This window comes from Streptomyces sp. NPDC048473 (assembly GCF_043200155.1).
In the GTDB taxonomy this organism is placed as follows: Bacteria; Actinomycetota; Actinomycetes; order Streptomycetales; family Streptomycetaceae; genus Streptomyces.
Genome location: NZ_JBICXE010000003.1, coordinates 258,684 through 278,903 on the forward strand (window position 1 = coordinate 258,684; position 20,220 = coordinate 278,903).

Here is a 20,220-nt window from a genome sequence, read left to right on the forward strand (position 1 = left end):
ATCGTTGACGCCGACGGAAGTTACCTTGAATTGATCACAACACCCTTCTGATCCCCCGCCCCAACACGGGCAGGCGCATGCAAGAGCGGCTTTGTCAGTTCCGCTTGATACAACTGCATACGTAGGTGGCGGGATGAGGGGGAATCGACCATGCCCAACGACTCTGCGGACGACGCGGCTCCGGTAGCTGGGCTCTACGAGACGCTGATCACCCATCGTCTCGAAGAGCGCATGAAGCAGCTCGACTCCACGGGCTGGCGCTTCATCGATGGAATAGTCGGCCATGAATCCGTGCCTCACGTGCTGTCGCGCCATATCGCGAACGTCGTGCGCCACGTCCTCCAGGGCCTCTCGCCTGCAGAGCAGGTGATCGCCGCCAACCACATCCTGGAGTCACTGAACACGATCGAGGGTGCGGCCGCGTGGGCCGATCTCGTAATTGAGGGCCCCCGACAGTTGCTTGCAGTCGCGGAGCAAGAGGCTCCTGGCGTCTACGCGATTCGCCCGGCTACGCCGCTCTCCGAGACCGCACTGATCACCAACTCACCTGACGACCCGAGTCTGGGCTTCGAGCTGCGCGCTGAGTTGGCTACGGCAGACCGTGTTGATCTCCTCTGTGCCTTTGTGAAGTGGCACGGACTCCGAGTCCTTGAGCAGTCGCTCTCCTCCGCGCGCGATCGCGGCGTCCCCGTCCGCGTGCTGACAACCACCTACATCGGAGCCACGGAACGTCGCGCGCTGGATCGCCTGGTTCGCGAGTTCGGTGCCGAGGTGAAGGTCAATTACGAACTCCGCTCAACACGCCTTCACGCCAAGGCCTGGCTCTTCCGTCGCGAGAGCGGCTTTGATACGGCGTACGTAGGCAGCTCGAACCTGTCCAAGGCCGCGCTTCTTGACGGGCTCGAATGGAACGTTCGACTGTCGTCGGTAGCCACGCCTTCCGTCCTCCGCAAGTTCGAGGCGACATTCGACGCGTACTGGAGTGAGCGCTCCTTCGAGCCGTACGACCCCGACAGCGACTCGCAGCGACTCGACGAAGCGCTGTCTCAGGCTGGCGGATCCAACCGGAACGGTGGCACCACCATCACACTCTCCGGACTTGAAGTCCGCCCCTACCCGCACCAGCGCGACATGCTGGAGCGCCTCGAAGTGGAGCGCACCGTCCACGGTCGAAACCGCAACCTTCTCGTTGCCGCGACCGGCACAGGCAAGACCGTGATGGCAGCACTGGACTTCAAGAGCCTGCGGCGGACGCTGGGCCGTGATCCGCGGCTGCTCTTCGTCGCCCATCGCAAGGAGATCCTGGAACAGTCTCTGCGCGTCTACCAGAACGTGCTGATTGACGCGAACTTCGGCGAGCTCTTCGTCGGTGGAGAGATTCCCGACAACTGGACGCATGTGTTCGCCAGCGTCCAGTCGCTCAACCCACGTGTGTTGGAGCGCTTCGCTCCAGATCACTTTGACGTCATCGTGATCGACGAGTTCCATCACGGCACGTCCCCCACGTACCGGCGGATCCTGGATCACTTCGAGCCACAGCAACTGCTGGGACTCACCGCCACTCCGGAACGCATGGATGGGCTGAACGTCCAGGACGAGTTCTTTGAGGGCCGGATCGCCGCAGAGATGCGCCTCTGGGAGGCCCTGGAGAACGACCTACTCAGTCCGTTCCACTACTTCGGCGTCACCGACAACACCGACATGAGCGCCATCACCTGGAAGCGGGGATCGTACGACGCCACGGCCCTCAGTAATCTCTTCACTGGCAATGACGCACGAGCCAGGCTCGTCGTGCAAGCCGTGAAGGACAAGGTTGCCGACCCGGGCTCGATGCGCGCTTTGGGCTTCTGCGTTTCAGTCGCGCACGCCGTCTTCATGGCCGACTTCTTCCGTCGAGCCGGCCTCAACGCGGTCGCCCTGTCCGGCGAGACCTCACGTCATGAGCGCAAGGACGCCCTAGATCAGCTCAAGGCAGGCGCGCTCCAAGTCATCTTTTCTGTCGACCTGTTGAACGAGGGTCTCGACATCCCTGACGTCGACACTCTGCTCCTCTTGCGCCCTACTTCTAGCGCCACAGTGTTCCTCCAGCAGCTGGGACGAGGCCTGCGTCGTACCGAGGACAAGGCCGTCCTCACTGTTCTGGACTTCATCGGTCAGCATCGCAAGGAGTTCCGCTTCGAGGAGCAGTTCCGCGCGCTGACCAACCTCACGCGCAATCGCCTGCTCGCCAACATCGAGCACGACTTTCCGCAGCTGCCGTCTGGCTGCCAGATCATCCTTGAGCCGAAGGCCAAGGAGCTGATCATTGACAACATCCGCAGCCAGATCAGCGTCAACGTCACTCAGCTTGCACGCGAGGTCGCCGACTACGCCGAACCTCGGCTCGCCCATTACCTCAAAGAGAGCGGTCGCGCGCTCAAGGAGCTCTACCGGGGCAACGGGAACTCATGGACGGGTCTGCTCCGCCGGGCCAAGCTCCTCCCCGAGACCGTGCCGGAGGGAGAAGCTTCGCTACTGAAGCGCGTATCGGCGTTCCTCCACGTTGATGACCCGCTCCGAGTTGCTGCGTACAGCAAGCTCCTGGCTGACGACGCCCCCACATACGGCGATCTCAGTGAACAGGAACAGGCCTACGCCCGCATGTTCTTCTTCTCGCTGTGGCCGTTGGGCAACGACTTCAGCAGCTACCAGGAGGGCTTCGACACCCTTCACCCTCAGCACGCCTTCCGCGACGAGCTCCGCCAGGTCCTCGCCCACGTCCTGGACCAGGCCGACCACGTACCCGTCCCGCTGCTCGGCGGCCATGCGAGCCTGCCGTTGGCAGTCCACGCTTCATACAGCCGCGAAGAGATCCTCCCCGCCCTGGGACAGTCCTACGTTGGCGGTTTCATGCCGGGACACTTCCGCGAAGGTGTGAAGTGGTGCGAAAACATCCAGACTGACGCACTACTCATCACCCTCGAAAAGGACGAAAAGGACTTCTCGCCAGAGACTCGCTACAAGGACTACGCGCTGAACGAGTCCCTGTTCCACTGGGAATCCCAGAACCAGACTTCAGAGACATCCCCCACCGGCATCCGCTACCAAACTCACAAGGAGAAGGACACCCACGCCCTGCTCTTCGTCCGCCGCTACAAGAAGACGGACATCGGCGGGCCGCAGCCGTGGATGCTCCTTGGCCCCGCCGAGTACGCCGAACACAAGGGCAGTAAGCCCATGGGCGTTGTCTGGAAGCTTCAACATGAGATTCCGGCGGATGTGTGGACCTACTCAGCCATTGCTGCGGGTTAGCGATCCAGATCACTTATACGCCAGAAGCGGCGGTGTGCTCGCAGGAATCGCTTCCCAATGCGGTGCTGTGCCACCGTCCTCAACGGAACCGTTAGCGAGGTCAGACCTTCTACATAGCGATCCACAACATGAAAATCATCGGTCAGATAAAGGGCACCACGGTCAAGTCGCACATGGCAGTTAGGGCATAGACACAACACATTCCCTTCGACATCGGGACCCCCGGCCGAGCCTCCAAGCGCTTGTATGTGCGCTCCCTCGGCATAGCTCTTACCCCCGGCCCCAACCGTCAGCGTCAGAGCACAGATCTGACACGTGTACTCGTGCCACCGCTTGACCCGGCGGACAACAGCCGTGTCGCGGACGATGCGTTCGACCGTGGCCTTCCGTCGCTGCGTAGCCACCCCAGGAACGTCAGCACTGTTCTCATCGGCCGCACCTTGACCTTGCCGGTCGAGGATGTCTCGGACCTGCTGCTCAACGGGCGTAAGTTCCTGCGTTTCAGCTGGGAGGCGACGCAGCCTAAACCGACAGATCCGAAAGCCGGCCTTACCGACTTCGGTCCACTCCTCGACGATCTGGTAAAGGCCGTCATACCGGTACCCGCTTGCAGGCGAATAATCTCGCTCACCTTCACTGCCCCGGATGACCCGTATAGGGTTGGCCAATATCCGACTTCTCCGGAGACCCGCGTTCCCGCGGTTCTCCCAAGTCTGATCCTCTATCTGCCGACCAGTGTTGCGATCCCGACCACCAGCACCCGTGTAAATGACCTCATCCCACTTGTCGAGATCGTCTTCATAGCCCTGATTCAGCACGATCGCATCGGCAGCTCTCTCCCCGTTGGCATCAAGTCCCCACGAGATGCCTGCCTCGCGCTCTTTATGAAGCTTGGCATCCTTAACAGCTTGCCGGGATTCAAAATGGACGCCCGGAAGGCATTCATCCACATGTCCAAAGAAAGCTCTGTACGCAGCCATGCGAACATACTTCCGGCCATTCGATCATTTTCGATCACCCCTGCCACCTTGTGAGGCTAAGTGGCTGAATTCCTCCTACACTTGACCTAAAGGTGACCACCGGCTGGGCCCGGTCCGGCACCTCGTCGGGGCCATGGCCGCGAGCACAGCCGGTGGGGAGATCGGCGATCTGGACTACTCATTGGAACGACTCGCAGCGTTCTCGTAAAAGGCCACAAGCAACTTCGAGCACACTTCGCCGATCCTCGCCAACAGATGGCTGATCGCCGCCGTCCCGGTTCCCGGGGCTGGAGGTTCGATTTCGCGCCAGTGGATGGATGCTGTGGCCAACACGATCGTCGGCGCCACTTCAACAGTGATGAGGAAGAAGTCGTCCCGCCGACCGAGGGGCACGAGTTGGTACACCGATACTCCGGGCAAGAAGCCGCAATACTGCGCAGCGCACACGAGGCACCACAGGTTGTACGAGTCTGCCCAGTCGCAGTCCGCGTCCAAGTCATCCAACTCTTCGGCGATTTCGAAAAAGTTCTTCAGACAAGGGCTGCTTCACGCCGGATCGACCGCCTCAGCCTCGAAGTGCGTTTGCGCGCAATCGAGGGCCTCGTCCGGATCACAGCCGTGGGCACGGAGCCAGTGAAGGAGGTCGACGATGAGATCGATCGCCATCTCCCTGCCCAAGGTCAGACTCAGTGGTTCATGACGGGAGTTCGCCGGGACGACGCCGAGCCCGCAAAGCCCTAACAGCGCTTCCGCCTTCGCGACTTGGGGACCATCAACGTGATCACTTGATGACCGGAGGCCGGTGGCCAGTTCGCACCAGGTGACCTTGGAGTCACCGCGCAGGATGACGCCCCAGCGATCTGCGACACCGTCCACAAGGGCCACGCCCCGCCCCGCCTCACTCTCCCCCGCTGTCGACCAGGACGTTGCGGTGCAGGTCAACCGGAATCTACCCAACGGGGTCGGGACGGCGCTGCGGGTGATCGGCGATCCACGTCCATGCGGTCCATGTGCCGTGTCACGGGCCGGTGGTGCCAGGCGCGTTGACGCCCGCCCCGGGGGTACGTCATCCGCCCGCGGCGTCCTCGGCCTCCCAGCGCAGCAGGTCGCCCGGCTGGCACTCAAGCACCTCGCAGAGCGCGGCGAGTGTCGCGAAGCGCACCGCCTTGGCGCGGCCGTTCTTGAGTACCGCCAGGTTGGCGGGCGTGATCCCTACGCGGTCCGCGAGCTCGCCCACGGACATCTTCCGCCTGGCCAGCATCACGTCGATGTCGACGGTGATCGGCATCAGATCACGTCGTCCAACTCGGCCTGCATCTGCGCCGCTTCGACGTCGCGCGCGACGGCCTGGGCGAGAAGCATCCGCAGCACGAGCACGATGAGCGCGACCCCCAGGATGGCCAGGCCAACCCCGCCCATGATGACGGTGACGCCCGGGTCGTCCCGCTGGCCCGGCGCATTGAGGACCGTGACCGCGAACCACACGAGGGCAGCCGCCACGATCGCGCCGATCACGGCGTCCACGTACCGGAATGCGGTGTGGGAGAACACGGTTCCGCGTCGCACCATCGTCACCAGCCGCCATACGCAGACCAGGGCGACCTGGGCCGACACCATGCCCAGGATCGTGATCACGCGCAGCGGGGTCAGCGGGAGCGATCCGTCTTCCGGGTCACTCCCGCCGGCCAACGCCCACACCATGCCTGCCTGTACGAACACGGTGCCGGCGAGCACCACCACGAGCACGGCGCGCAGCGCACGCACTGTCAGCTTTCCCATGACCCATCCTTCCATCGAATCACGATGGGAATCTATCGACTTTCGATAGGTGAAGCAAGGGCTGGGGCGGAGGGTGGGCGGCGGTTTCGCACCGTGGCGGGACGTCGCCGCCCCCTCCCACGGCATGGCGGTTGCGCGAACCGTCTTGATCTTGTCGAAGTCGGCCTCGCTTGAGCACAAATCGGACGCCACCCGGCTACGCCGAAGCCCCGACCCCCGGCCCACTCCACAGCCTCAGCCTCAGCCATTCTCCGGCCGGTCATCCGAGACGGGCCACTAGGCCAGGACCATCCACCGCCGACCGTCGATGAGTTCTCGTGCCGCATCGAGGTGGCCGGCGTGGCACGCGGTCTCGGTGATGACGTGCAGCAGGACGTCCCGAACGGTGTGCAAGTGCGGCTCACCGAAGAGATGTTGGGGCCACCAGGCCAAGGGGGTGTCCGCAGCCGCAGCGGTGATGACGGTGTCCGCGAGATCCGCCTCCGTGCGGTAGCGGTCGAGGACATCGGCGCCCGGAACGTCGGGCCCCACCTGCCAGGCATCGTCGATGTCGTCCAGGGCCTTGATCACGTCCTTGTCACCGGCGACCACGGCACGGAACCAGAACCGTTCGACGTCGAGCGCGAGATGCTGGACGAGCCCCAGGCAGCTCCACCCGGATGGCAGCACGGGCCGTCGCAGCGCATCCTCGTCCAGCCCGTCGAGGATGCCGAGGACATGACGGCGCTGTCCGGCCAGGAACGACAGCAGCGTTCGGATCTCAGACTCGGAGTCCGGTGTTGCGGTCGCGGTCACTGTGCGATCTCCCAGATGTGCCCGCCGGGATCACGGAAACTGGCGGTCCGTATCCCCCAGGGCCGGTCCATCGGGCCATTCAGCAGCGTCACGCCGCGGGCGGCCAGCTTCTTGCACATCGCATCCACGTCGTCCACGGGGAGGGTGAGCTGGAGGCGGGAGCCGGCGCCGGGATCGGCGACCCGTGCGGGGTCGATCAGCTCCCGTGCCGCGGTGGTCCTCAGCAGGTTGATGAGGGTGTTCCCGAAGCCGAATACGGCCGAGTTGTCGTCCTCGAACGTCACCGGCAGTCCGAAGACCTCCCGGTAGAACCGCTTCGTAGCGTCCAGGTCCTCGACGAACAGGGTGATGGCACTGATGCCTGTGGGCCACCTGAGATCGTGTGTTGTGTCGGTCACAGCTACAGAGGATCTACGAGTGGGTGTGCCGTGCATAGAGGACCGGCTCAGGAAGTCTTTTGGACTTGCTTGTGGGACTTGTTGTGCGCCTGTTTCCAGGCGAGGCAGTTCCTCGCCCTTGCGGCGACGGTGCGGCATCACCGGGCCGGTGACCGTACAGCCGCCGTCAGCGATCGTGGTGGTGCTTCCGGCGCGTCCGTACGCCGTTTGCACGTCGTCGTTACGCGGGCGAGCTCTCGGGTCGCAGTCCCGGCGGCAGGCGGCGTCACCCCTCACCCGGCGGGGCCGCCGCCGTCCCGTTGATCCTCGCGATCCGCTCCCGCCACGGGATGCGTTCCGGCTCCGGGGAAGCGCCCCCGTAGAAGGTCGTGGACGCGGTGGACCGGCGGCATGGGGCACATTCCGTCTCGTCGGCCACGGGGCGGAAGAGGTGTTTCTCGCCCTGGCCCCCGCATTCGATCAGCTCGCGGACGGGCGGGGGCTCGTAGGGCCGGTGTTGGACCTGGGACTCGGGGAGTTTCTGGATGAGGCGGTAGCGGAGGAAGCCGACGGCTGAACGCACGCCGTTCTCCGGGCGTTCGGCGAGGAGGGCCTGGCGCAGGTCGGACTCGCTCAGTCCGCGCTCCAGCCACTCGACCGCCTCCACGGCCAGTGCGCGGGCCTCGCGTACGCCCAGGTGGAGTTCGCGGCGGGAGTGGCGCAGAGAAAGCAATACCCGTTCCGCTCTGGCCAGTTGGATGGGGTCTGCTGTCGAAGCCGGCAGCTCCGGTTCGGAGGGTGGGTGGGGAGTGGTCTTATCACTGTGGTCTTCTACCGGTTTATAGCCGCCGGTCGGCCGGGCAGCCGGTTCGCCGACCGTCGGGAACTGCGTACTCGGCGGCGGGGTTGCGGTGGGCGAGACTCCTCGTACGCGTACCGCCTGCTCACTCGTCAGGGGGTTGTTCGCGACCAGTTGCTCGGTGAGCCAGCGGCCCCCGCCGCCCTGGCTTCGCCACTCGTGCACGTACCCGTGCTCGACCAGCTGTTGCTTGGCCTTCTGGTACGCGCGGCCCTTGATGCCCAGTTTCCGGGCGAGTTCGCTCAAGGGCTTGTACGCGGAGTTCTCGGGGAGGCCCTGGACGTACAGGAGCAGGATCTTCGCGTCACTGCTCAGGCGCGGATGGCGGACGACATCGTGCGATGCCTTCGTATAGCGCGCGGACGGCGCGATAGCATGACGCAGCATTTCCGGTGGCCTCTGGTTCCACTGGTGGTGTAGGCCCTCGGTTGGTGTTGACGCACCGCCGGGGGCCGCTCCATGTGCGCGTGAACACACAGAGCGTGATGATTTCGTCACCGTACCGCATTGTTTTCATCTCCCGCCATGTGAACGGGATTTCACGCCGCACCCTCAGCTCCGGTCAGGCGAGCCAGATCGAGCTGTGCCGGTGGTTCGCCGGTGGTACGTCCACCGTGTCTGCGGCTTCGCGCGCGAGTTCTCCGGTGGGTGTGTTCACCAGGCACCGGAGGATTCCTGTCCGCATGCGGAGGCGTTGGCGGGCCCTGCGTTCTGCCAGGGCTGAACCCCGTGAGACCCCGCGGTCGCGGTTGTGTCGGGGGAAGCAGTAGACATCCACCCGGCGCCGGACACGTTGCGGCCGGGGTCTGCGCCCCTCGCCTGCCGCTTCGGTGAGGCTTCGGGTGCTGTATCGGAGATCGTTCAGGGCCACGGAGTGCCAAGGACTGCTCACTCGGTCGTCATAGGTCTTCTTGGTCTGCGAAGGGGGAAGGTGATGAGCGGTGCGTGCCACAGGGCTCCGTCGGTAGCAACCAGCAGGGATGGATCTCCTGGCGGACTACCGAGAAGGGCATCCGCCGGGGCGGGCGGCCGCTGTCGGCGGCACGGAATGTCGGCAGACTGTCGGCGCGATGTCGGCCGACAGGTCCAGACTTGTGCGCATGACTGAGCTTCTCGCATCATCCGATGACGGTCGACTCATTACCGCTCTCGACGACGGACGCGGGCCGAACCTGCTGGTGGTCCACCCGGGCGGCGGAGACGCGACAACCTGGGGCGGCGTCACACGTCAACTGACCGACGACTTCCGCGTCGTCAGGATCCACCGACGGGTCTACGCTCCCGGGGCGGACATCGCGCTGCTCCATTCGATGGCCGTCGAGGCAGCCGACATCGTCGCCGTCGCCGAACTCCTCAAGCCCCCTGTGCTTCTCGTGGGGCATTCCTCGGGTGCCGTCGCCGCGATGGAAGCCGCATTGCTCGCACCGTCGGCGTTCGCCGGGCTGTTTCTCTACGAACCTCCCATGCCCACCCGGGAGTTGGTCGCCGGAGAGGCGGGAGTTCGCGCCCGTTCCGCGCTCGACGCGGGCGATCCGGTCGAGGCGATGCGGATCCACATGTGCGACATCGTCCGCATGCCCGCAGACGCGGTCGATGCGATGTTCGCCGACCAGCGGGTGCGAGCGGCGTTCTCCGCCCACGCGGCGGCGCAGATCGCCGACGACGAGGCGATCGACGCGCTCGGCGTCGGCATGGATCGCTTCGCAACGCTCGGAATGCCGACGCCCCTGGTCGAGGGTGATCTCAGTCCCGCCCACTTGCGCGAGCGCCTGGCCGACCTGGCGGCAACCCTGCCGAACGCGCGGATCATCACACTCGCCGGCCAGGGACACATCGCCCACCTCACCGCTCCTGACACCCTGGCCGACGCGGTCCGGGAGATGGCGGAACAGGTTCTCCACGCATGAGGCATCCGGGCCGCTCCGTCAGCCACCTTGCCTGCCTTTGACCGGCGGAGCGCCTCCACGCCTGTTGTGCCTGCCCGGCCATGGCCGATGGGAGGACCTTGTCCGTGGACTCGGAGCATGCTCTTCCCCGGTGTCCTGTCCCGGATAACCGTGGGCAGGGCGAGGCTCTGACCTGCGGCGCCTACGGTGTTCTGGGACAAAGTGGGTGGTCGGTGTCCCGCTCATCCGTAGGCATCCGCCTCTAGGGTGTTCATTGCGGAAGTCCAGTGGTCGCCCCGGAGGTGTCATGCCCCTGCAGATGAAGTTGAGCGCGATAACACTCGACTGCCCTGATCCGTTGGCTCTGGCGGCGTTCTATCAGCAAGCCACCGGCCTCGAACCGCACCCGAAGTCGGACGCCGACTTCGCGGGTCTCAACCGTGAGGACGGCCTCTTCATCGGTTTTCAACGGGTCGACGGCTACCGGGCTCCACGCTGGCCCGACCAGACCGTTCCCCAACAACTGCACCTTTGCTTCGACGTCGTGGATCTGGACGAGGCCGAGGCCCGGCTGCTGGAGCTGGGCGCGGGCAAGCCGGATCACCAGCCTCATGAGGCCGCCAGGGCGCGGGTTCTCACTGACCCGGCCGGTCATCCCTTCTGCATCTGCCAAGGCTGACCGGGGGATTCAGGAGGCTTCGATCTGTCTGGCTGTGGCCGTGATGGTTGTGCTGAGCCATGTTCGGCTGGTGCCCCTGCACATGACCGGGGCCCAGCCGTACATGCCTGCAGAAGAGCGGGACTGCCTGCACAACACGCGCTTCGCGCCGGCGCCGACTCGCCCCGGGGCACTGGCGGTCAGCGGCGACATGAGGCGGGGCCCGTCACGGCAGGGGGCCCGTCACGGCAGGGGGGTTCGGTGGAGTGCGACGAGCAGGCGCCAGGTCTGGTGAGCGATCTCGGTGGGGGTCTTCTCGATGAGCCCGTGCAGCCAGTCGGCGAGCACTCCCGCGAAGGTCGCGGCCACGGCCGAGGCGATCAGGTCGGGCTGTGGTGCCCCGGCCAGGGTGCGCTCAGTACGGCTGCGGGCGCGCAGGTCCTGATGGAGTACGTGGCCGAGAGGGCCGCCGCCTCCCGGACGCAGCAGCGCCCGGTAGAGGCCGGCGTGCGGGGCAAGGCCGGTGAAGAAGGCGATGAGTGCGGGCGGCGGGGAGGCGGGGTCGGGGGTGCCGCGCCATGCGTGCAGGGCATCCACGGCGTCGCGGACGACGTCGGCACAGGCATCGACGGCCAGCGCTTCCAAGTCGCTGTAGTGGAGGTAGAAGGTGGCGCGGCCGACTCCGGCCCGGCGCACCAGCGCGGCGACACTGACGTCCGTCAGCGGGTGCTGCGCGCACTCGTCCAGCAGGGCCCGGCGCAGTTTGGCCCGGGTCCGGGCGGCCCGGGGGTCTTCCTGCATGGCGGTCATCGGGCCAGAAGGACGGCGGCGAGGGCCAGCGCGCCGGGCAGTGCCTGCGCAATGAGGATGCGCCGGTTCGCGGTGACGCCGCCGTACAGGCCGGCGACGACCACGCAGACGAGGAAGAAGATCTGGACCCGGAATCCGGTCGGGTCACCGGCGATCAGGCCCCAGACCAGCCCGGCGGACAGGAATCCGTTGTAGAGGCCCTGGTTCGCGGCCAGCGGTGCGGTGGCGCGGGCCATGGCGGCGTCGAAACCGGAGAGCTTGCGGCCCGGCTTCTTCTCCCACAGGAACATCTCCAGAACCAGGATGTACATGTGCAAGGCGGACACCAGGCCGACCAGAACATGTGCCGTCGTCTCCATCGTCATCACCACCGCCTACTCGAATCTCATGGACAGGTGTCCAGCATACATGGACAGCTGTCCAGGAAGTCCATTCGTTGCACCTCAGGGCTCCGGGGACCCTGCGCCACGGCGTCCGCCCCGGCGGGCGCGGATCGGAAACGGCACCCGCCCAGGGGCCCTGCGCCCAAGATCCCGATCACCCAACGCGGCACCGTCGCCCGCACGGGTAGCGAGCACGTCAAGCCGGCCCTGTCCCCCGCACACAAAACTGACCCACCGCCAACTCCCGAAGGATTTCGGGCGTCGGCCACCAAGGGTCGTCGGGGTCTTCTGACTGGCCCGACACTGCAGGTCGGCGTGGAAGGGAACGATTCCGAGGCCGACAGTGTCCCTACCGATGACGCCGGCCGGGCGGTCCAGATGTCAGAGCCGGGCCCTACCCTCGCCGTATGTCTGACGCACCGCTGCTGCTGAGCAGCGAAATACCTTCCTCGTCCCCGATCATCGACCTTGCGGTGGTCGAGGTGGGCGGCGGTCCACTGGTGGTCTGCGCCGACCGCGACGATGCCGTGTGGACCTGGGATCCGCAGCGGGACCTGTGGCAGAAGCGGTTATTGGCATACGCCTTTGCCGGAGATCCACTCGCCGTCCAGTATCCCGATGCTGAGAACGAGCTGGATTCGGTGACCGCGGCCGTTTCCGGCGGCCGCGTGCTGCTGGCGGCCGGTGGCCCTGAACAGGGCTCCGCCCTCTGGGATTTGGAGAGCGGCGAGGTGCTCCGGGGGGCGATGTACGGCGATCCCTACGTCGGGTCCATGGCCACCGTGAAGGGGGAGGGGCCACCTCGGTTCGTGACGGGTTCGGATGCCGGAGTCCGGGTGTGGGGACTGTCCGTCGAGGAGCCCCTGGTGGAGCTGCCGGACAGCGATATCGACGGCATCTGCACGGTCGCCACCGCACGGATCAACGGCCGCTCGCTGGTCGTGGCCGGCGGTAGCGACGTGGGCGTGTGGGATCTCGCGGGGGACGAGCAACTGGCTTCGTTCTACCCGGATGACGGCAGGATCGAAGCGGTCGCTGTGTCCCGGATCGCCGATCGTCCGATCGTGGTGGCGGCGGCGGATCCGGGAGAGATTTACGTATGGGGACTGTCGGGGGACGAGGCCGGTGAACCGATCCACGATCCGATCACGGGTCACGAGGGCAGCATCTGCGCCATGGACACCGCCACGGTCGGCAATCGGTCCCTCGCGGTGACCGGTGGCGCGGACGCGACCGTACGCATGTGGGACCTGGCCGAGGGCGTGGGAATCGGTGCCCCGCTGACCGGCCATCGGGACGGCGTCGCGGCAGTGCGGACCACAGTGCTCCGCGGCCGCGAAGTCGCCCTGAGTGCGGGCGGGGACGGCGTGATACGCATCTGGGACCTGGCCGCCTTGTTGTCGTAGCGGTCGGCTTCGGAGGTCCTTCGGCGGTTGATCAGGCAGCGAGCACGGCGGAGAACCACCGATCAGCACACGTCGCCTTCCGGGTGATCGGCGAGGACTTCGTGCGCACGGTTCACCCGGAAGCCGGGGCGGCGCCCTGGTCGTGTGTCTCCCGGACACGCGCGTGGCGCTGCCGCTCAAGTTCGGTGTAGCGGGCGCGCATTGCCTCACTGGCGCCCGGACCCGCGGTGAAGACGAAGGTCTCGCTGTCGTCCAGGTTTCGCCCGGTACGCGCGTCCACCACGACGGGTTCGGCCTCCTCGCCGGTCCGCGCGTCGACCAGGATCATGGTGCGGTCCTCCGGCGCGAGGTGCTGATTGCCCCAGGCGGCCAGGGCGACGACCACAGGCCGCAGGGACCGGCCGCGTTCGGTCAGTACGTATTCGTGACGCACCGGATTGGTCTGGTAGGGGCGCCGCTCCAGAAGGCCGTCGGCCACCAGGGTCTTCAGCCGGGTGGTGAGCATGCTGGTGGAGATGTTCAGGCTCTGCTGGAACTGGTCGAAGCGCGTGTAGCCGTCGAAGGCGTCGTGGAGGATCAGCAGCGTCCACCACTCCCCGACGTGCTGCACCGTCGTCGACAGCGGGCAGTCACGGTCCTCCAGCCTGATCCGGCTTGCCATGGCGACACCCTCCCGAGTTACTGCTAATGTGAAAGTTACTAGGTTCTAGTTTAGCAGTAACAAGGGACGTGCCCTGCGTGCATCCCGGAACGGACAGCCTTGTCTGCCACCATCGACGATTCCCTCGCCGGCCGTCGCGCACTGGTGACCGGCGGCACCAAGGGCACGGGAGCAGCGATCGCGGCCCGGCTGCGGAAGGCCGGTGCGACCGTACTGGTCACCGCCCGCTCCAAGCCCGACGACGTCCCCGAGGAAGACTTTGTCGGCGCCGACCTGACCACGCCGGAAGGCGCCGAGTACGTCGCGCACGAGACGCAGCAGCGACTGGGCGGCACCGACATCCTGGTCCACACGCTCGGCGGCTCGGCCGCGCCCGCCGGCGGCTTCGAGGCAATGTCCGAGGAGGTCTGGCAGCAGGAGCTCAGCCAGAACCTGCTCGCCGCGGTCCGCCTGGACCGCGCCCTGATCCCGAGCGTGATCGAACAGCGGCGGGGTGCGGTGGTTCATGTCTCCTCGATCCAGCGACGCATGCCGCTGTGGAACGGCACTCTGGCCTACGCCGCCGCCAAGGCCGCCCTGAGCACCTACAGCAAGGGCCTGGCGAACCAGGTGGCACCGCACGGTGTACGCGTGAACACGGTCTCCCCCGGGTTCATCCGGACCGGCGCGGCCGACGCACTCATCGACCGCATCGCCCAGCAGACCGGTGACCGCGAATCCGCCCTGGCGTCCCTCATGGACTCCCTCGGCGGCATCCCTCTCGGACGCCCCAACCGCCCCGAAGAAGTCGCCGAACTCGTCGCCTTCCTCGTCTCCGACCGGGCCTCCGCCATCGTCGGCGCCGAGCACGTCATCGACGGCGGAACCGTCCCCACCCTCTGAAACCATCAGCGAGGCAGTCATGACCGACACCACCACGCCCATCGACGCCACCGACCTGCCCGACGCCATCAAGCAGTATCTGAAGGCGCACGACGAGCGCGACGCCCCTGCGGCCTCAGCCGCGCTGACGTCGGACGCGACCGTCGTCGACGACGGCCACACCTACGAGGGGATCCCGGCCATCGAACAGTGGCTGAACCATGCCGCGTCCGAGTACACCTACACCACCACGCTCATCGGGGCCGCGCACGACGGCCCGGACCGCTACACCGTCACCCAGCACCTCGAAGGCAACTTCCCCGGCGGCACCGTCGACCTGCACTACCGCTTCACCCTGAATGAGGGGCTGATCAGCCACCTCACCATCGCTCCCTGACGTACCGGCAGCACTCCGAAGCCCCTGCTCGTCGAAGGCGTGGATGACATCGCGCACACAGTTCTCGCCGACCTGGTGGAACATCGATTTGACTTGCCACTACATATCGCGAAAGCTAGATGCATCCCGGTGGAGAGGCAGACGGAGAGGCAGACCGGTGGACCCCCTGGCCGTACACAAGGCGCTCGCCAACCCCGCGCGCCTGCAGTTCATGCAGTGGCTCAGGGAGCCGTCGAAGTACTTCGACGAGGATTCCTACCGGCAGCAGGGGCTCGGCTTCCATGTCGGTGTGTGCGTCGGCGACATCCAGAAGCGTGCCGGGCTGGCGCAGTCCGTGGTGTCCGGGTACCTGCAGACCCTGAAGGACGCGGGGCTGCTCACCTCGGAGCGCATCGGCAAGTGGACGTACTACCGGCGCAATGAGCCGGCGATCGCGGAGTTCGCCGCGCACGTCCGCGACGAGCTGTAGCCCAGCCGGTTCCCGCACATGCCCTGCACATGCTCTGCTCCACAGCTCAATGCATCTACTTTTCTAGATTTGATGAAAGGTCACGATGAGAAAGACCTCCCTCACCGTCCTGGTACTCGCCCTGGGCGTGTTCGGGATCATCACCACCGAGATGGGCATGGTCGGCGTGCTCCCCCAGGTCTCGGCCGAACTCGGTGTCACGCCGTCCGCCGCGGGGTGGCTCGTCGGGGTCTTTGCCCTGGTCATCGCCGTGTCGGGGCCGTTCACCACACTGCTCGCCTCCGGCGTCGACCGTAAGAAGGTGCTCGCCGCCGCAATCGCGGTGTTCGCCGTCTCCAATGCCGTCTACGCACTCACCACGCAGTACGAGGTGATGCTGGCCTTCCGCGTCGTTCCCGCCCTCTTCCATCCGGTGTTCTTCGCGGTCGCGCTCGCGACCGCCGCACGGCTGGTGCCCGCCGGGGACGCGACCCGCGCCACGACGACCGTGTTCGGCGGAGTCACCGTCGGCTTCGCCTTCGGGGTGCCGCTCACCTCGTACCTCGCCGAGCATGCGTCCCTGGCGTCGGCGTTCTGGTTCGGCGCGCTCGTCAACCTGATCGCCTTCCTCGGCATCCTGCGGTTCGTACCGTCGACGCCTGTCGGGCAACGGGTGTCCTACGGTGCACAGTTGAGCATTCTCAAGCGGTCCCGGATGTGGCTGACCATCGCGTCGGTCGTCCTCGTCTTCGCGGCGATGTTCTCGGTCTACGGCTACTTCGCCGAGTACCTGGGCCAGGTCACGCACATGGACGGCACCTGGGTCAGTGCCATGCTGATGGCGTTCGGGATGGTGATGATCCTTGGAAACTTCGCCTTCGGTGGGCTGTTGCGGCGCGATCCGACTCGTACCGTGGTCGCCTACCCAATTCTGTGTCTGCTCGTCTACGTGCTCCTGTACGCCGTCGGCCCGATGTTCGCGCCGATGGTCCTGGCCGTACTGGTCTGGGGGGCCGTGCACTCCGGCGGGCTCATCGTGAGCCAGAGCTGGCTGGGGAGGGAAGCCGTCGACGCACCCGAGTTCGGCAACAGCCTCTTCATCTCGTTCTCGAACCTCGGCATCACCGTCGGAACCGCGGTCGGGGGCTGGATCATGGCCGAGTACGGTGCCCGTCAACTCGCCTGGGCAGGAAGCGGGTTCGCGGTCGCCGCTCTGATTGCCATCGCTCTGCGGCTGGGACTGGACCGTACCGGTGCGCGGCAGGCGCCGGTGTCCGGCCAGGACGTACGTACGCTCGGAGAGGTTCGGAGTTGAGACGACCGGTCCGGGCATCGGGGCTCCGGCGGCCCCGGTCGCCCGAACAGGCGCCGACGGCCGTCCTTGGATAGGGTGCCGTTCGATATCGGCGCTCTTCGGGGGAGAAGTGAATTGATGAGCAGTCAGCAGCCGGAACGAGGCAATGCCTCGCAAGTCTTCCAGCCACTCGCGGCGGACGACCCGACCACCATCGCCGGATACCGGCTCGCCGCCAAGCTCGGCGCGGGCGGCATGGGCAAGGTGTATCTGTCGTACACGCCCGGCGGACGGCCCGTGGCCATCAAGGTGATCCGGCCGGAGTTCGGGGAGGACCCCGAGTTCCGTCGTCGGTTCGCCCAGGAAGTGCAGTCCGCGCAGCGCGTCCAGGGCCTGTTCACCGCGCCCGTCATCGACGCAGACACCAACGGCGCGCAGCCCTGGCTGGCCACCGCGTACGTGCCGGGCCCCTCGCTCGCCGATGCGGTCGTCGCGCACGGGGCGCTGCCTGCCGAGGCGGTGCTGCTGCTGATCGCCGGCATGGCCGAGGCGTTGCACGTCATCCACGGCGCGGGCATCGTGCACCGCGACCTCAAGCCGTCCAATGTGCTGCTCGCCGCCGACGGGCCCCGCGTCATCGACTTCGGTATCGCCTACGCCGCCGACGCGACCTCGCTCACCGGTAGCGGCGTCACCATCGGCACCCCCTCGTTCATGGCCCCCGAGCAGGCTGCGGGGCGCAAGGTGACCCCGGCCACCGACATCTTCGCGCTCGGCCAGGTCGCGGCGTACGCGGCCACCGGATCCCCGGCCTTCGGCGAGGGGACCTCGCACGGCGTGCTCTACCGGATCGTCCACGAGGAGCCCGATCTCACCGCGGTCCCCGAGAAGCTGGTCGAGCTGGTCACCCGCTGCCTCGCCAAGGACCCCGAGGCCAGGCCGACGATCACCGAGATCATCGCGCTCTGCCAGTCCGCGAACGCCGAGACGGTGCTGCGCCGCCCCGAGGACTGGCTGCCGGGCTCGGTCGCCGCCGACATCACCGTACGCGCGGCGGCCCCCGCCCCGGTCCAGACCCCGCCTCCCCCGTCCTCCGCCCCGCCCGCGGCCTACTCGCCCACCACGCCGGCGGCCCCGGCCACCCCGCCGCCGGGTTACGGCCCGCCCGTGACGCACCAGCCCACCCAGCACGCACAGCCCACTCAGGCCGCTCAGCACGCACAGCCCACTCAGGCCGCTCAACCCGCACAGCCCCGCGGGCCGTACGCGCAGCCCCAGGGGCCGTACCGCACACCGGCCCAGGCTCAGTCACCGGCCCAGGCGCAGGCACAGGCCCGCGCCTACGCCCCGACCCAGGTCCCGACGCACGCGCAGATGCACCCCGGCCGCCCCGTGCCCCTGACGCCCCAGCCCGCGAAGCGTGCGGGCAACCGGGGCGCGGTCATCGCCCTCGCCGCCGCGCTGATCTTCGGGATTGCCGGTGGCGGCACGGCGTACTTCCTGCTCAAGGACAACGGGAAGCAGACGCAGAGCGACGACTCCGCACAGGGAAACAACTCTTCACCGGGCAGCGAGAAGAAGAGCGACGGGGGCACGGAGAGCAGCCCGAAGCCGAGCGCCAAACCCGAGCCGAAGCCCATCGACTACAAGGGCATCAACCTCACCGCCGGCTACCACCTGACTCTCGGGGACGACAGTGTCCGGCCCCAGGAGGGCGAGGACGGTGGGTACGAACTGTCCTACGACACCGGTGGATACCTCGACGCGGAAAGCGTGGACGGAAACCTGGTCCTGCTCGATCCGGGGCAGGAGGGATCGCTCGCCGCCTGCCGCGCGGACACCCGATTCACCGAGACCATCTACGTGAACAAGCTCTCGAAGGGGCGGCAGGTCTGCGTCATCACAGGTACGGGACACATGGGCCTCGTAACGGTCCAGGGCTTCTCGTCCGAGGACTCGCCCAGTACGTACATGACGCTGGACCTGACTGTCTGGCGCAACGCTGTGAGTTCCGGCTCGGGCAACTGAGCCTCCGGCGGGCGGCATGGATCCCCTGGCCATGACCGTCCGCCACGTGCTGTTGCATGTCTTCCGGGAGATCGCGCACCACAGTGGGCACGCGGACATCATCCGCGAGGCGGCCGGACGGTGCCGGCGCTACGGCTGGAGGAGGGTCGAAGGAGGGGCCGGCTCCGACGAAGCATGTGAAGCAGGTGCGGCCAAATGAGTGCCGATCCGGCCATCTCCGGGACGCGCGGCAGGGAGTTTCAGGAGACTGGCAGCCAGTGCTGAAAGTGGCTCCTGGCAGTTCGCGCAGAAGGTCGATTTCCGGCCACAACACAACGCCCCGTACGCTGCAACACATCGGTCACCAACGGTCGGCCGGGACAGAAGGACGACACCATGACCTCCGAGATCAACACGCTCGACACCATTGATGCAACAACTGCCTTGCTGCAGGCGGAACTTCCGCGCCTGGAAGAGCACCAGCAGGCTCTGGAAAAGGAACTCGCGACGGTCACCGAGCGTCTGGAGTCGGTGCGGACTGCTCTGACGGCCCTGCGTGTGCTGTCCACTGCTCCTGCTCCCGTCGCGAACGCGGAGGTGAAGGCGGACGACGTCAAGGCTGAGGACGTCAAGGCCGAGGTGGCGACGGAGAGCGTTGCCGCTCTCAAGATTCCGCAGCAGGCGAAGGGGTCCATCGACTCCGCCGTCCCGGCAGAGGCCCCGCAGGAGCCGGCAGCGGCCGCCCCCGCGCGCCGCACCGCCCGGAAGACGTCTGCGCCCAAGGGCCGCAAGCAGGCTCCCGCCAAGCCGAAGAGCGAGCGCGGGCAGGCCAAGAAGGCCGTCGCCACCAAGTCTGCGAAGGCTGCCGCGCCCGCCAAGGACGTCAAGGACGCCAAGCCCGCGAAGGCCGCCGCTCCTGCGAAGGCCGCCGCCCCCGCGAAGGCCGCCGCTCCTGCCAAGGCCGCCGCCCCCGCGAAGGCCAGGGCGCCGAAGAAGGCAGCGCCTGCCGCGCCGGCCGTCGACGACAGCGGCAACCTCACCGAGATGGCCATGAAGGTGCTGTCCACGTTCGGCGACGCCCCTGTCCGCGCCCGTGAGGTCACGAAGGCTCTGGGGCGTGAGCTCACCCCCAACAGCATCAACACCGTACGCAGCACCCTCGACCGGCTCGTCGCCACCTCCCGGGCGCACCGCGCCGGCCGAGGCCTGTACCAGGCGCCCGCCAACTGACGCTTCCCGCAAGGGACTCGGTGCAGACGCCCCCGTCACGGCCCGAAGGCCGTAGCGGGGGCGAAGGCGCTCCCGCATCGTGCGTCAGCGGTTAATCC

At 66.8% G+C, this 20,220-nt stretch carries 21 protein-coding genes; 11 read left to right on the top strand and 10 right to left on the bottom strand.

Annotation, left to right across the window (positions count from 1 at the left end):
• Window positions 1–150 precede the first annotated feature (150 nt).
• On the top strand, window positions 151–3,291 hold the full coding sequence (locus tag ACGFU7_RS07565; protein ID WP_393693288.1) for a DUF3427 domain-containing protein: 3,141 nt from the start codon (window positions 151–153) through the stop codon (window positions 3,289–3,291).
• On the opposite strand, the gene ACGFU7_RS07570 is transcribed toward ACGFU7_RS07565, so the two are convergent.
• The 7 genes from ACGFU7_RS07570 to ACGFU7_RS07600 all read right to left on the bottom strand — a co-directional run bounded on the left by ACGFU7_RS07570 (window position 3,288) and on the right by ACGFU7_RS07600 (window position 8,468).
• On the bottom strand, window positions 3,288–4,271 hold the full coding sequence (locus ACGFU7_RS07570; RefSeq protein ID WP_393693290.1) for a YDG/SRA domain-containing protein: 984 nt from the start codon (window positions 4,269–4,271) through the stop codon (window positions 3,288–3,290). The genes ACGFU7_RS07565 and ACGFU7_RS07570 overlap by 4 nt on opposite strands.
• A gap of 546 nt (window positions 4,272–4,817) precedes the next feature.
• Window positions 4,818–5,156, bottom strand: coding sequence for a hypothetical protein (locus ACGFU7_RS07575; RefSeq protein WP_393693292.1), 339 nt, complete (start codon window positions 5,154–5,156; stop codon window positions 4,818–4,820).
• A gap of 181 nt (window positions 5,157–5,337) precedes the next feature.
• The gene (locus tag ACGFU7_RS07580; RefSeq protein WP_148020455.1) at window positions 5,338–5,559 is read right to left on the bottom strand and encodes a helix-turn-helix transcriptional regulator; all 222 of its coding nucleotides are present in this window, start codon (window positions 5,557–5,559) and stop codon (window positions 5,338–5,340) included.
• Window positions 5,559–6,050, bottom strand: a complete 492-nt coding sequence (locus ACGFU7_RS07585; RefSeq protein WP_393693294.1) for a DUF2975 domain-containing protein — start codon at window positions 6,048–6,050, stop codon at window positions 5,559–5,561. Before ACGFU7_RS07585 ends, ACGFU7_RS07580 begins: the two co-directional genes overlap by 1 nt.
• Before the next feature lie 276 nt (window positions 6,051–6,326).
• Window positions 6,327–6,845 (bottom strand): DinB family protein, encoded by a 519-nt coding sequence (locus tag ACGFU7_RS07590; protein WP_393693295.1) that lies wholly within the window; start codon window positions 6,843–6,845, stop codon window positions 6,327–6,329.
• Window positions 6,842–7,243 carry a VOC family protein gene (locus tag ACGFU7_RS07595; protein ID WP_393693297.1) on the bottom strand — a complete coding sequence of 134 codons (402 nt, stop codon included), beginning with the start codon at window positions 7,241–7,243 and terminating at the stop codon, window positions 6,842–6,844. The genes ACGFU7_RS07590 and ACGFU7_RS07595 overlap by 4 nt, the downstream gene beginning before the upstream one ends.
• 265 nt (window positions 7,244–7,508) lie before the next feature.
• A complete protein-coding gene (locus ACGFU7_RS07600) occupies window positions 7,509–8,468 on the bottom strand; it encodes a hypothetical protein (RefSeq protein ID WP_393693299.1) in 960 nt (319 codons plus the stop codon).
• Window positions 8,469–9,181: 713 nt separating this feature from the next.
• Here ACGFU7_RS07600 and ACGFU7_RS07605 point away from each other — a divergent pair.
• Both ACGFU7_RS07605 and ACGFU7_RS07610 read left to right on the top strand, forming a co-directional pair.
• Window positions 9,182–9,988 (top strand): alpha/beta fold hydrolase, encoded by an 807-nt coding sequence (locus ACGFU7_RS07605; RefSeq protein WP_393693301.1) that lies wholly within the window; start codon window positions 9,182–9,184, stop codon window positions 9,986–9,988.
• A gap of 286 nt (window positions 9,989–10,274) precedes the next feature.
• A complete protein-coding gene (locus ACGFU7_RS07610) occupies window positions 10,275–10,646 on the top strand; it encodes a VOC family protein (protein WP_393693303.1) in 372 nt (123 codons plus the stop codon).
• A gap of 222 nt (window positions 10,647–10,868) precedes the next feature.
• Here the strand turns inward: ACGFU7_RS07610 and ACGFU7_RS07615 are convergent, their stop codons facing one another.
• A complete protein-coding gene (locus ACGFU7_RS07615) occupies window positions 10,869–11,426 on the bottom strand; it encodes a TetR/AcrR family transcriptional regulator (protein ID WP_393693305.1) in 558 nt (185 codons plus the stop codon).
• Window positions 11,427–11,431: 5 nt separating this feature from the next.
• On the bottom strand, window positions 11,432–11,794 hold the full coding sequence (locus ACGFU7_RS07620) for a DUF1304 domain-containing protein (RefSeq protein WP_393693306.1): 363 nt from the start codon (window positions 11,792–11,794) through the stop codon (window positions 11,432–11,434).
• Window positions 11,795–12,225: 431 nt separating this feature from the next.
• Between ACGFU7_RS07620 and ACGFU7_RS07625 the strand changes: the two genes are divergently transcribed.
• Window positions 12,226–13,224, top strand: coding sequence for a WD40 repeat domain-containing protein (locus tag ACGFU7_RS07625; protein ID WP_393693308.1), 999 nt, complete (start codon window positions 12,226–12,228; stop codon window positions 13,222–13,224).
• A gap of 112 nt (window positions 13,225–13,336) precedes the next feature.
• Here the strand turns inward: ACGFU7_RS07625 and ACGFU7_RS07630 are convergent, their stop codons facing one another.
• On the bottom strand, window positions 13,337–13,885 hold the full coding sequence (locus tag ACGFU7_RS07630; RefSeq protein ID WP_393693310.1) for a winged helix-turn-helix transcriptional regulator: 549 nt from the start codon (window positions 13,883–13,885) through the stop codon (window positions 13,337–13,339).
• A 99-nt stretch (window positions 13,886–13,984) separates the two neighbouring features.
• Between ACGFU7_RS07630 and ACGFU7_RS07635 the strand changes: the two genes are divergently transcribed.
• From ACGFU7_RS07635 to ACGFU7_RS07665, 7 genes are all read left to right on the top strand, one after another.
• Window positions 13,985–14,767 carry an SDR family oxidoreductase gene (locus tag ACGFU7_RS07635; protein ID WP_393693312.1) on the top strand — a complete coding sequence of 261 codons (783 nt, stop codon included), beginning with the start codon at window positions 13,985–13,987 and terminating at the stop codon, window positions 14,765–14,767.
• A gap of 19 nt (window positions 14,768–14,786) precedes the next feature.
• Window positions 14,787–15,143, top strand: coding sequence for a nuclear transport factor 2 family protein (locus ACGFU7_RS07640; protein WP_393693314.1), 357 nt, complete (start codon window positions 14,787–14,789; stop codon window positions 15,141–15,143).
• A 157-nt stretch (window positions 15,144–15,300) separates the two neighbouring features.
• Window positions 15,301–15,612: an ArsR/SmtB family transcription factor gene (locus tag ACGFU7_RS07645; protein WP_393693316.1), complete on the top strand. Its 312-nt coding sequence runs from the start codon at window positions 15,301–15,303 to the stop codon at window positions 15,610–15,612.
• Window positions 15,613–15,697: 85 nt separating this feature from the next.
• Window positions 15,698–16,906, top strand: coding sequence for an MFS transporter (locus tag ACGFU7_RS07650; RefSeq protein ID WP_393693318.1), 1,209 nt, complete (start codon window positions 15,698–15,700; stop codon window positions 16,904–16,906).
• A gap of 117 nt (window positions 16,907–17,023) precedes the next feature.
• A complete protein-coding gene (locus ACGFU7_RS07655) occupies window positions 17,024–18,913 on the top strand; it encodes a serine/threonine-protein kinase (protein WP_393693320.1) in 1,890 nt (629 codons plus the stop codon).
• 31 nt (window positions 18,914–18,944) lie between these two features.
• Entirely contained in the window at window positions 18,945–19,112 is a 168-nt protein-coding gene (locus tag ACGFU7_RS07660; protein ID WP_393693322.1) for a DUF664 domain-containing protein, read from the top strand.
• Between the two features lie 176 nt (window positions 19,113–19,288).
• On the top strand, window positions 19,289–20,122 hold the full coding sequence (locus ACGFU7_RS07665; RefSeq protein ID WP_393693324.1) for a hypothetical protein: 834 nt from the start codon (window positions 19,289–19,291) through the stop codon (window positions 20,120–20,122).
• The last annotated feature ends 98 nt before the right edge of the window (window positions 20,123–20,220 follow it).

Bases quoted from the DNA above. Each gene is read 5' to 3' on its own strand.
- ACGFU7_RS07565 (WP_393693288.1), top strand. From the start codon at position 151: ATGCCCAACGACTCTGCGGACGACGCGGCTCCGGTAGCTGGGCTCTAC.
- ACGFU7_RS07570 (WP_393693290.1), bottom strand. From the start codon at position 4,271: ATGGCTGCGTACAGAGCTTTCTTTGGACATGTGGATGAATGCCTTCCG.
- ACGFU7_RS07580 (WP_148020455.1), bottom strand. From the start codon at position 5,559: ATGCCGATCACCGTCGACATCGACGTGATGCTGGCCAGGCGGAAGATG.
- ACGFU7_RS07585 (WP_393693294.1), bottom strand. From the start codon at position 6,050: ATGGGAAAGCTGACAGTGCGTGCGCTGCGCGCCGTGCTCGTGGTGGTG.
- ACGFU7_RS07600 (WP_393693299.1), bottom strand. From the start codon at position 8,468: ATGCTGCGTCATGCTATCGCGCCGTCCGCGCGCTATACGAAGGCATCG.
- ACGFU7_RS07605 (WP_393693301.1), top strand. From the start codon at position 9,182: ATGACTGAGCTTCTCGCATCATCCGATGACGGTCGACTCATTACCGCT.
- ACGFU7_RS07610 (WP_393693303.1), top strand. From the start codon at position 10,275: ATGCCCCTGCAGATGAAGTTGAGCGCGATAACACTCGACTGCCCTGAT.
- ACGFU7_RS07615 (WP_393693305.1), bottom strand. From the start codon at position 11,426: ATGCAGGAAGACCCCCGGGCCGCCCGGACCCGGGCCAAACTGCGCCGG.
- ACGFU7_RS07620 (WP_393693306.1), bottom strand. From the start codon at position 11,794: ATGGAGACGACGGCACATGTTCTGGTCGGCCTGGTGTCCGCCTTGCAC.
- ACGFU7_RS07625 (WP_393693308.1), top strand. From the start codon at position 12,226: ATGTCTGACGCACCGCTGCTGCTGAGCAGCGAAATACCTTCCTCGTCC.
- ACGFU7_RS07630 (WP_393693310.1), bottom strand. From the start codon at position 13,885: ATGGCAAGCCGGATCAGGCTGGAGGACCGTGACTGCCCGCTGTCGACG.
- ACGFU7_RS07640 (WP_393693314.1), top strand. From the start codon at position 14,787: ATGACCGACACCACCACGCCCATCGACGCCACCGACCTGCCCGACGCC.
- ACGFU7_RS07650 (WP_393693318.1), top strand. From the start codon at position 15,698: ATGAGAAAGACCTCCCTCACCGTCCTGGTACTCGCCCTGGGCGTGTTC.
- ACGFU7_RS07655 (WP_393693320.1), top strand. From the start codon at position 17,024: ATGAGCAGTCAGCAGCCGGAACGAGGCAATGCCTCGCAAGTCTTCCAG.
- ACGFU7_RS07660 (WP_393693322.1), top strand. From the start codon at position 18,945: ATGACCGTCCGCCACGTGCTGTTGCATGTCTTCCGGGAGATCGCGCAC.
- ACGFU7_RS07665 (WP_393693324.1), top strand. From the start codon at position 19,289: ATGACCTCCGAGATCAACACGCTCGACACCATTGATGCAACAACTGCC.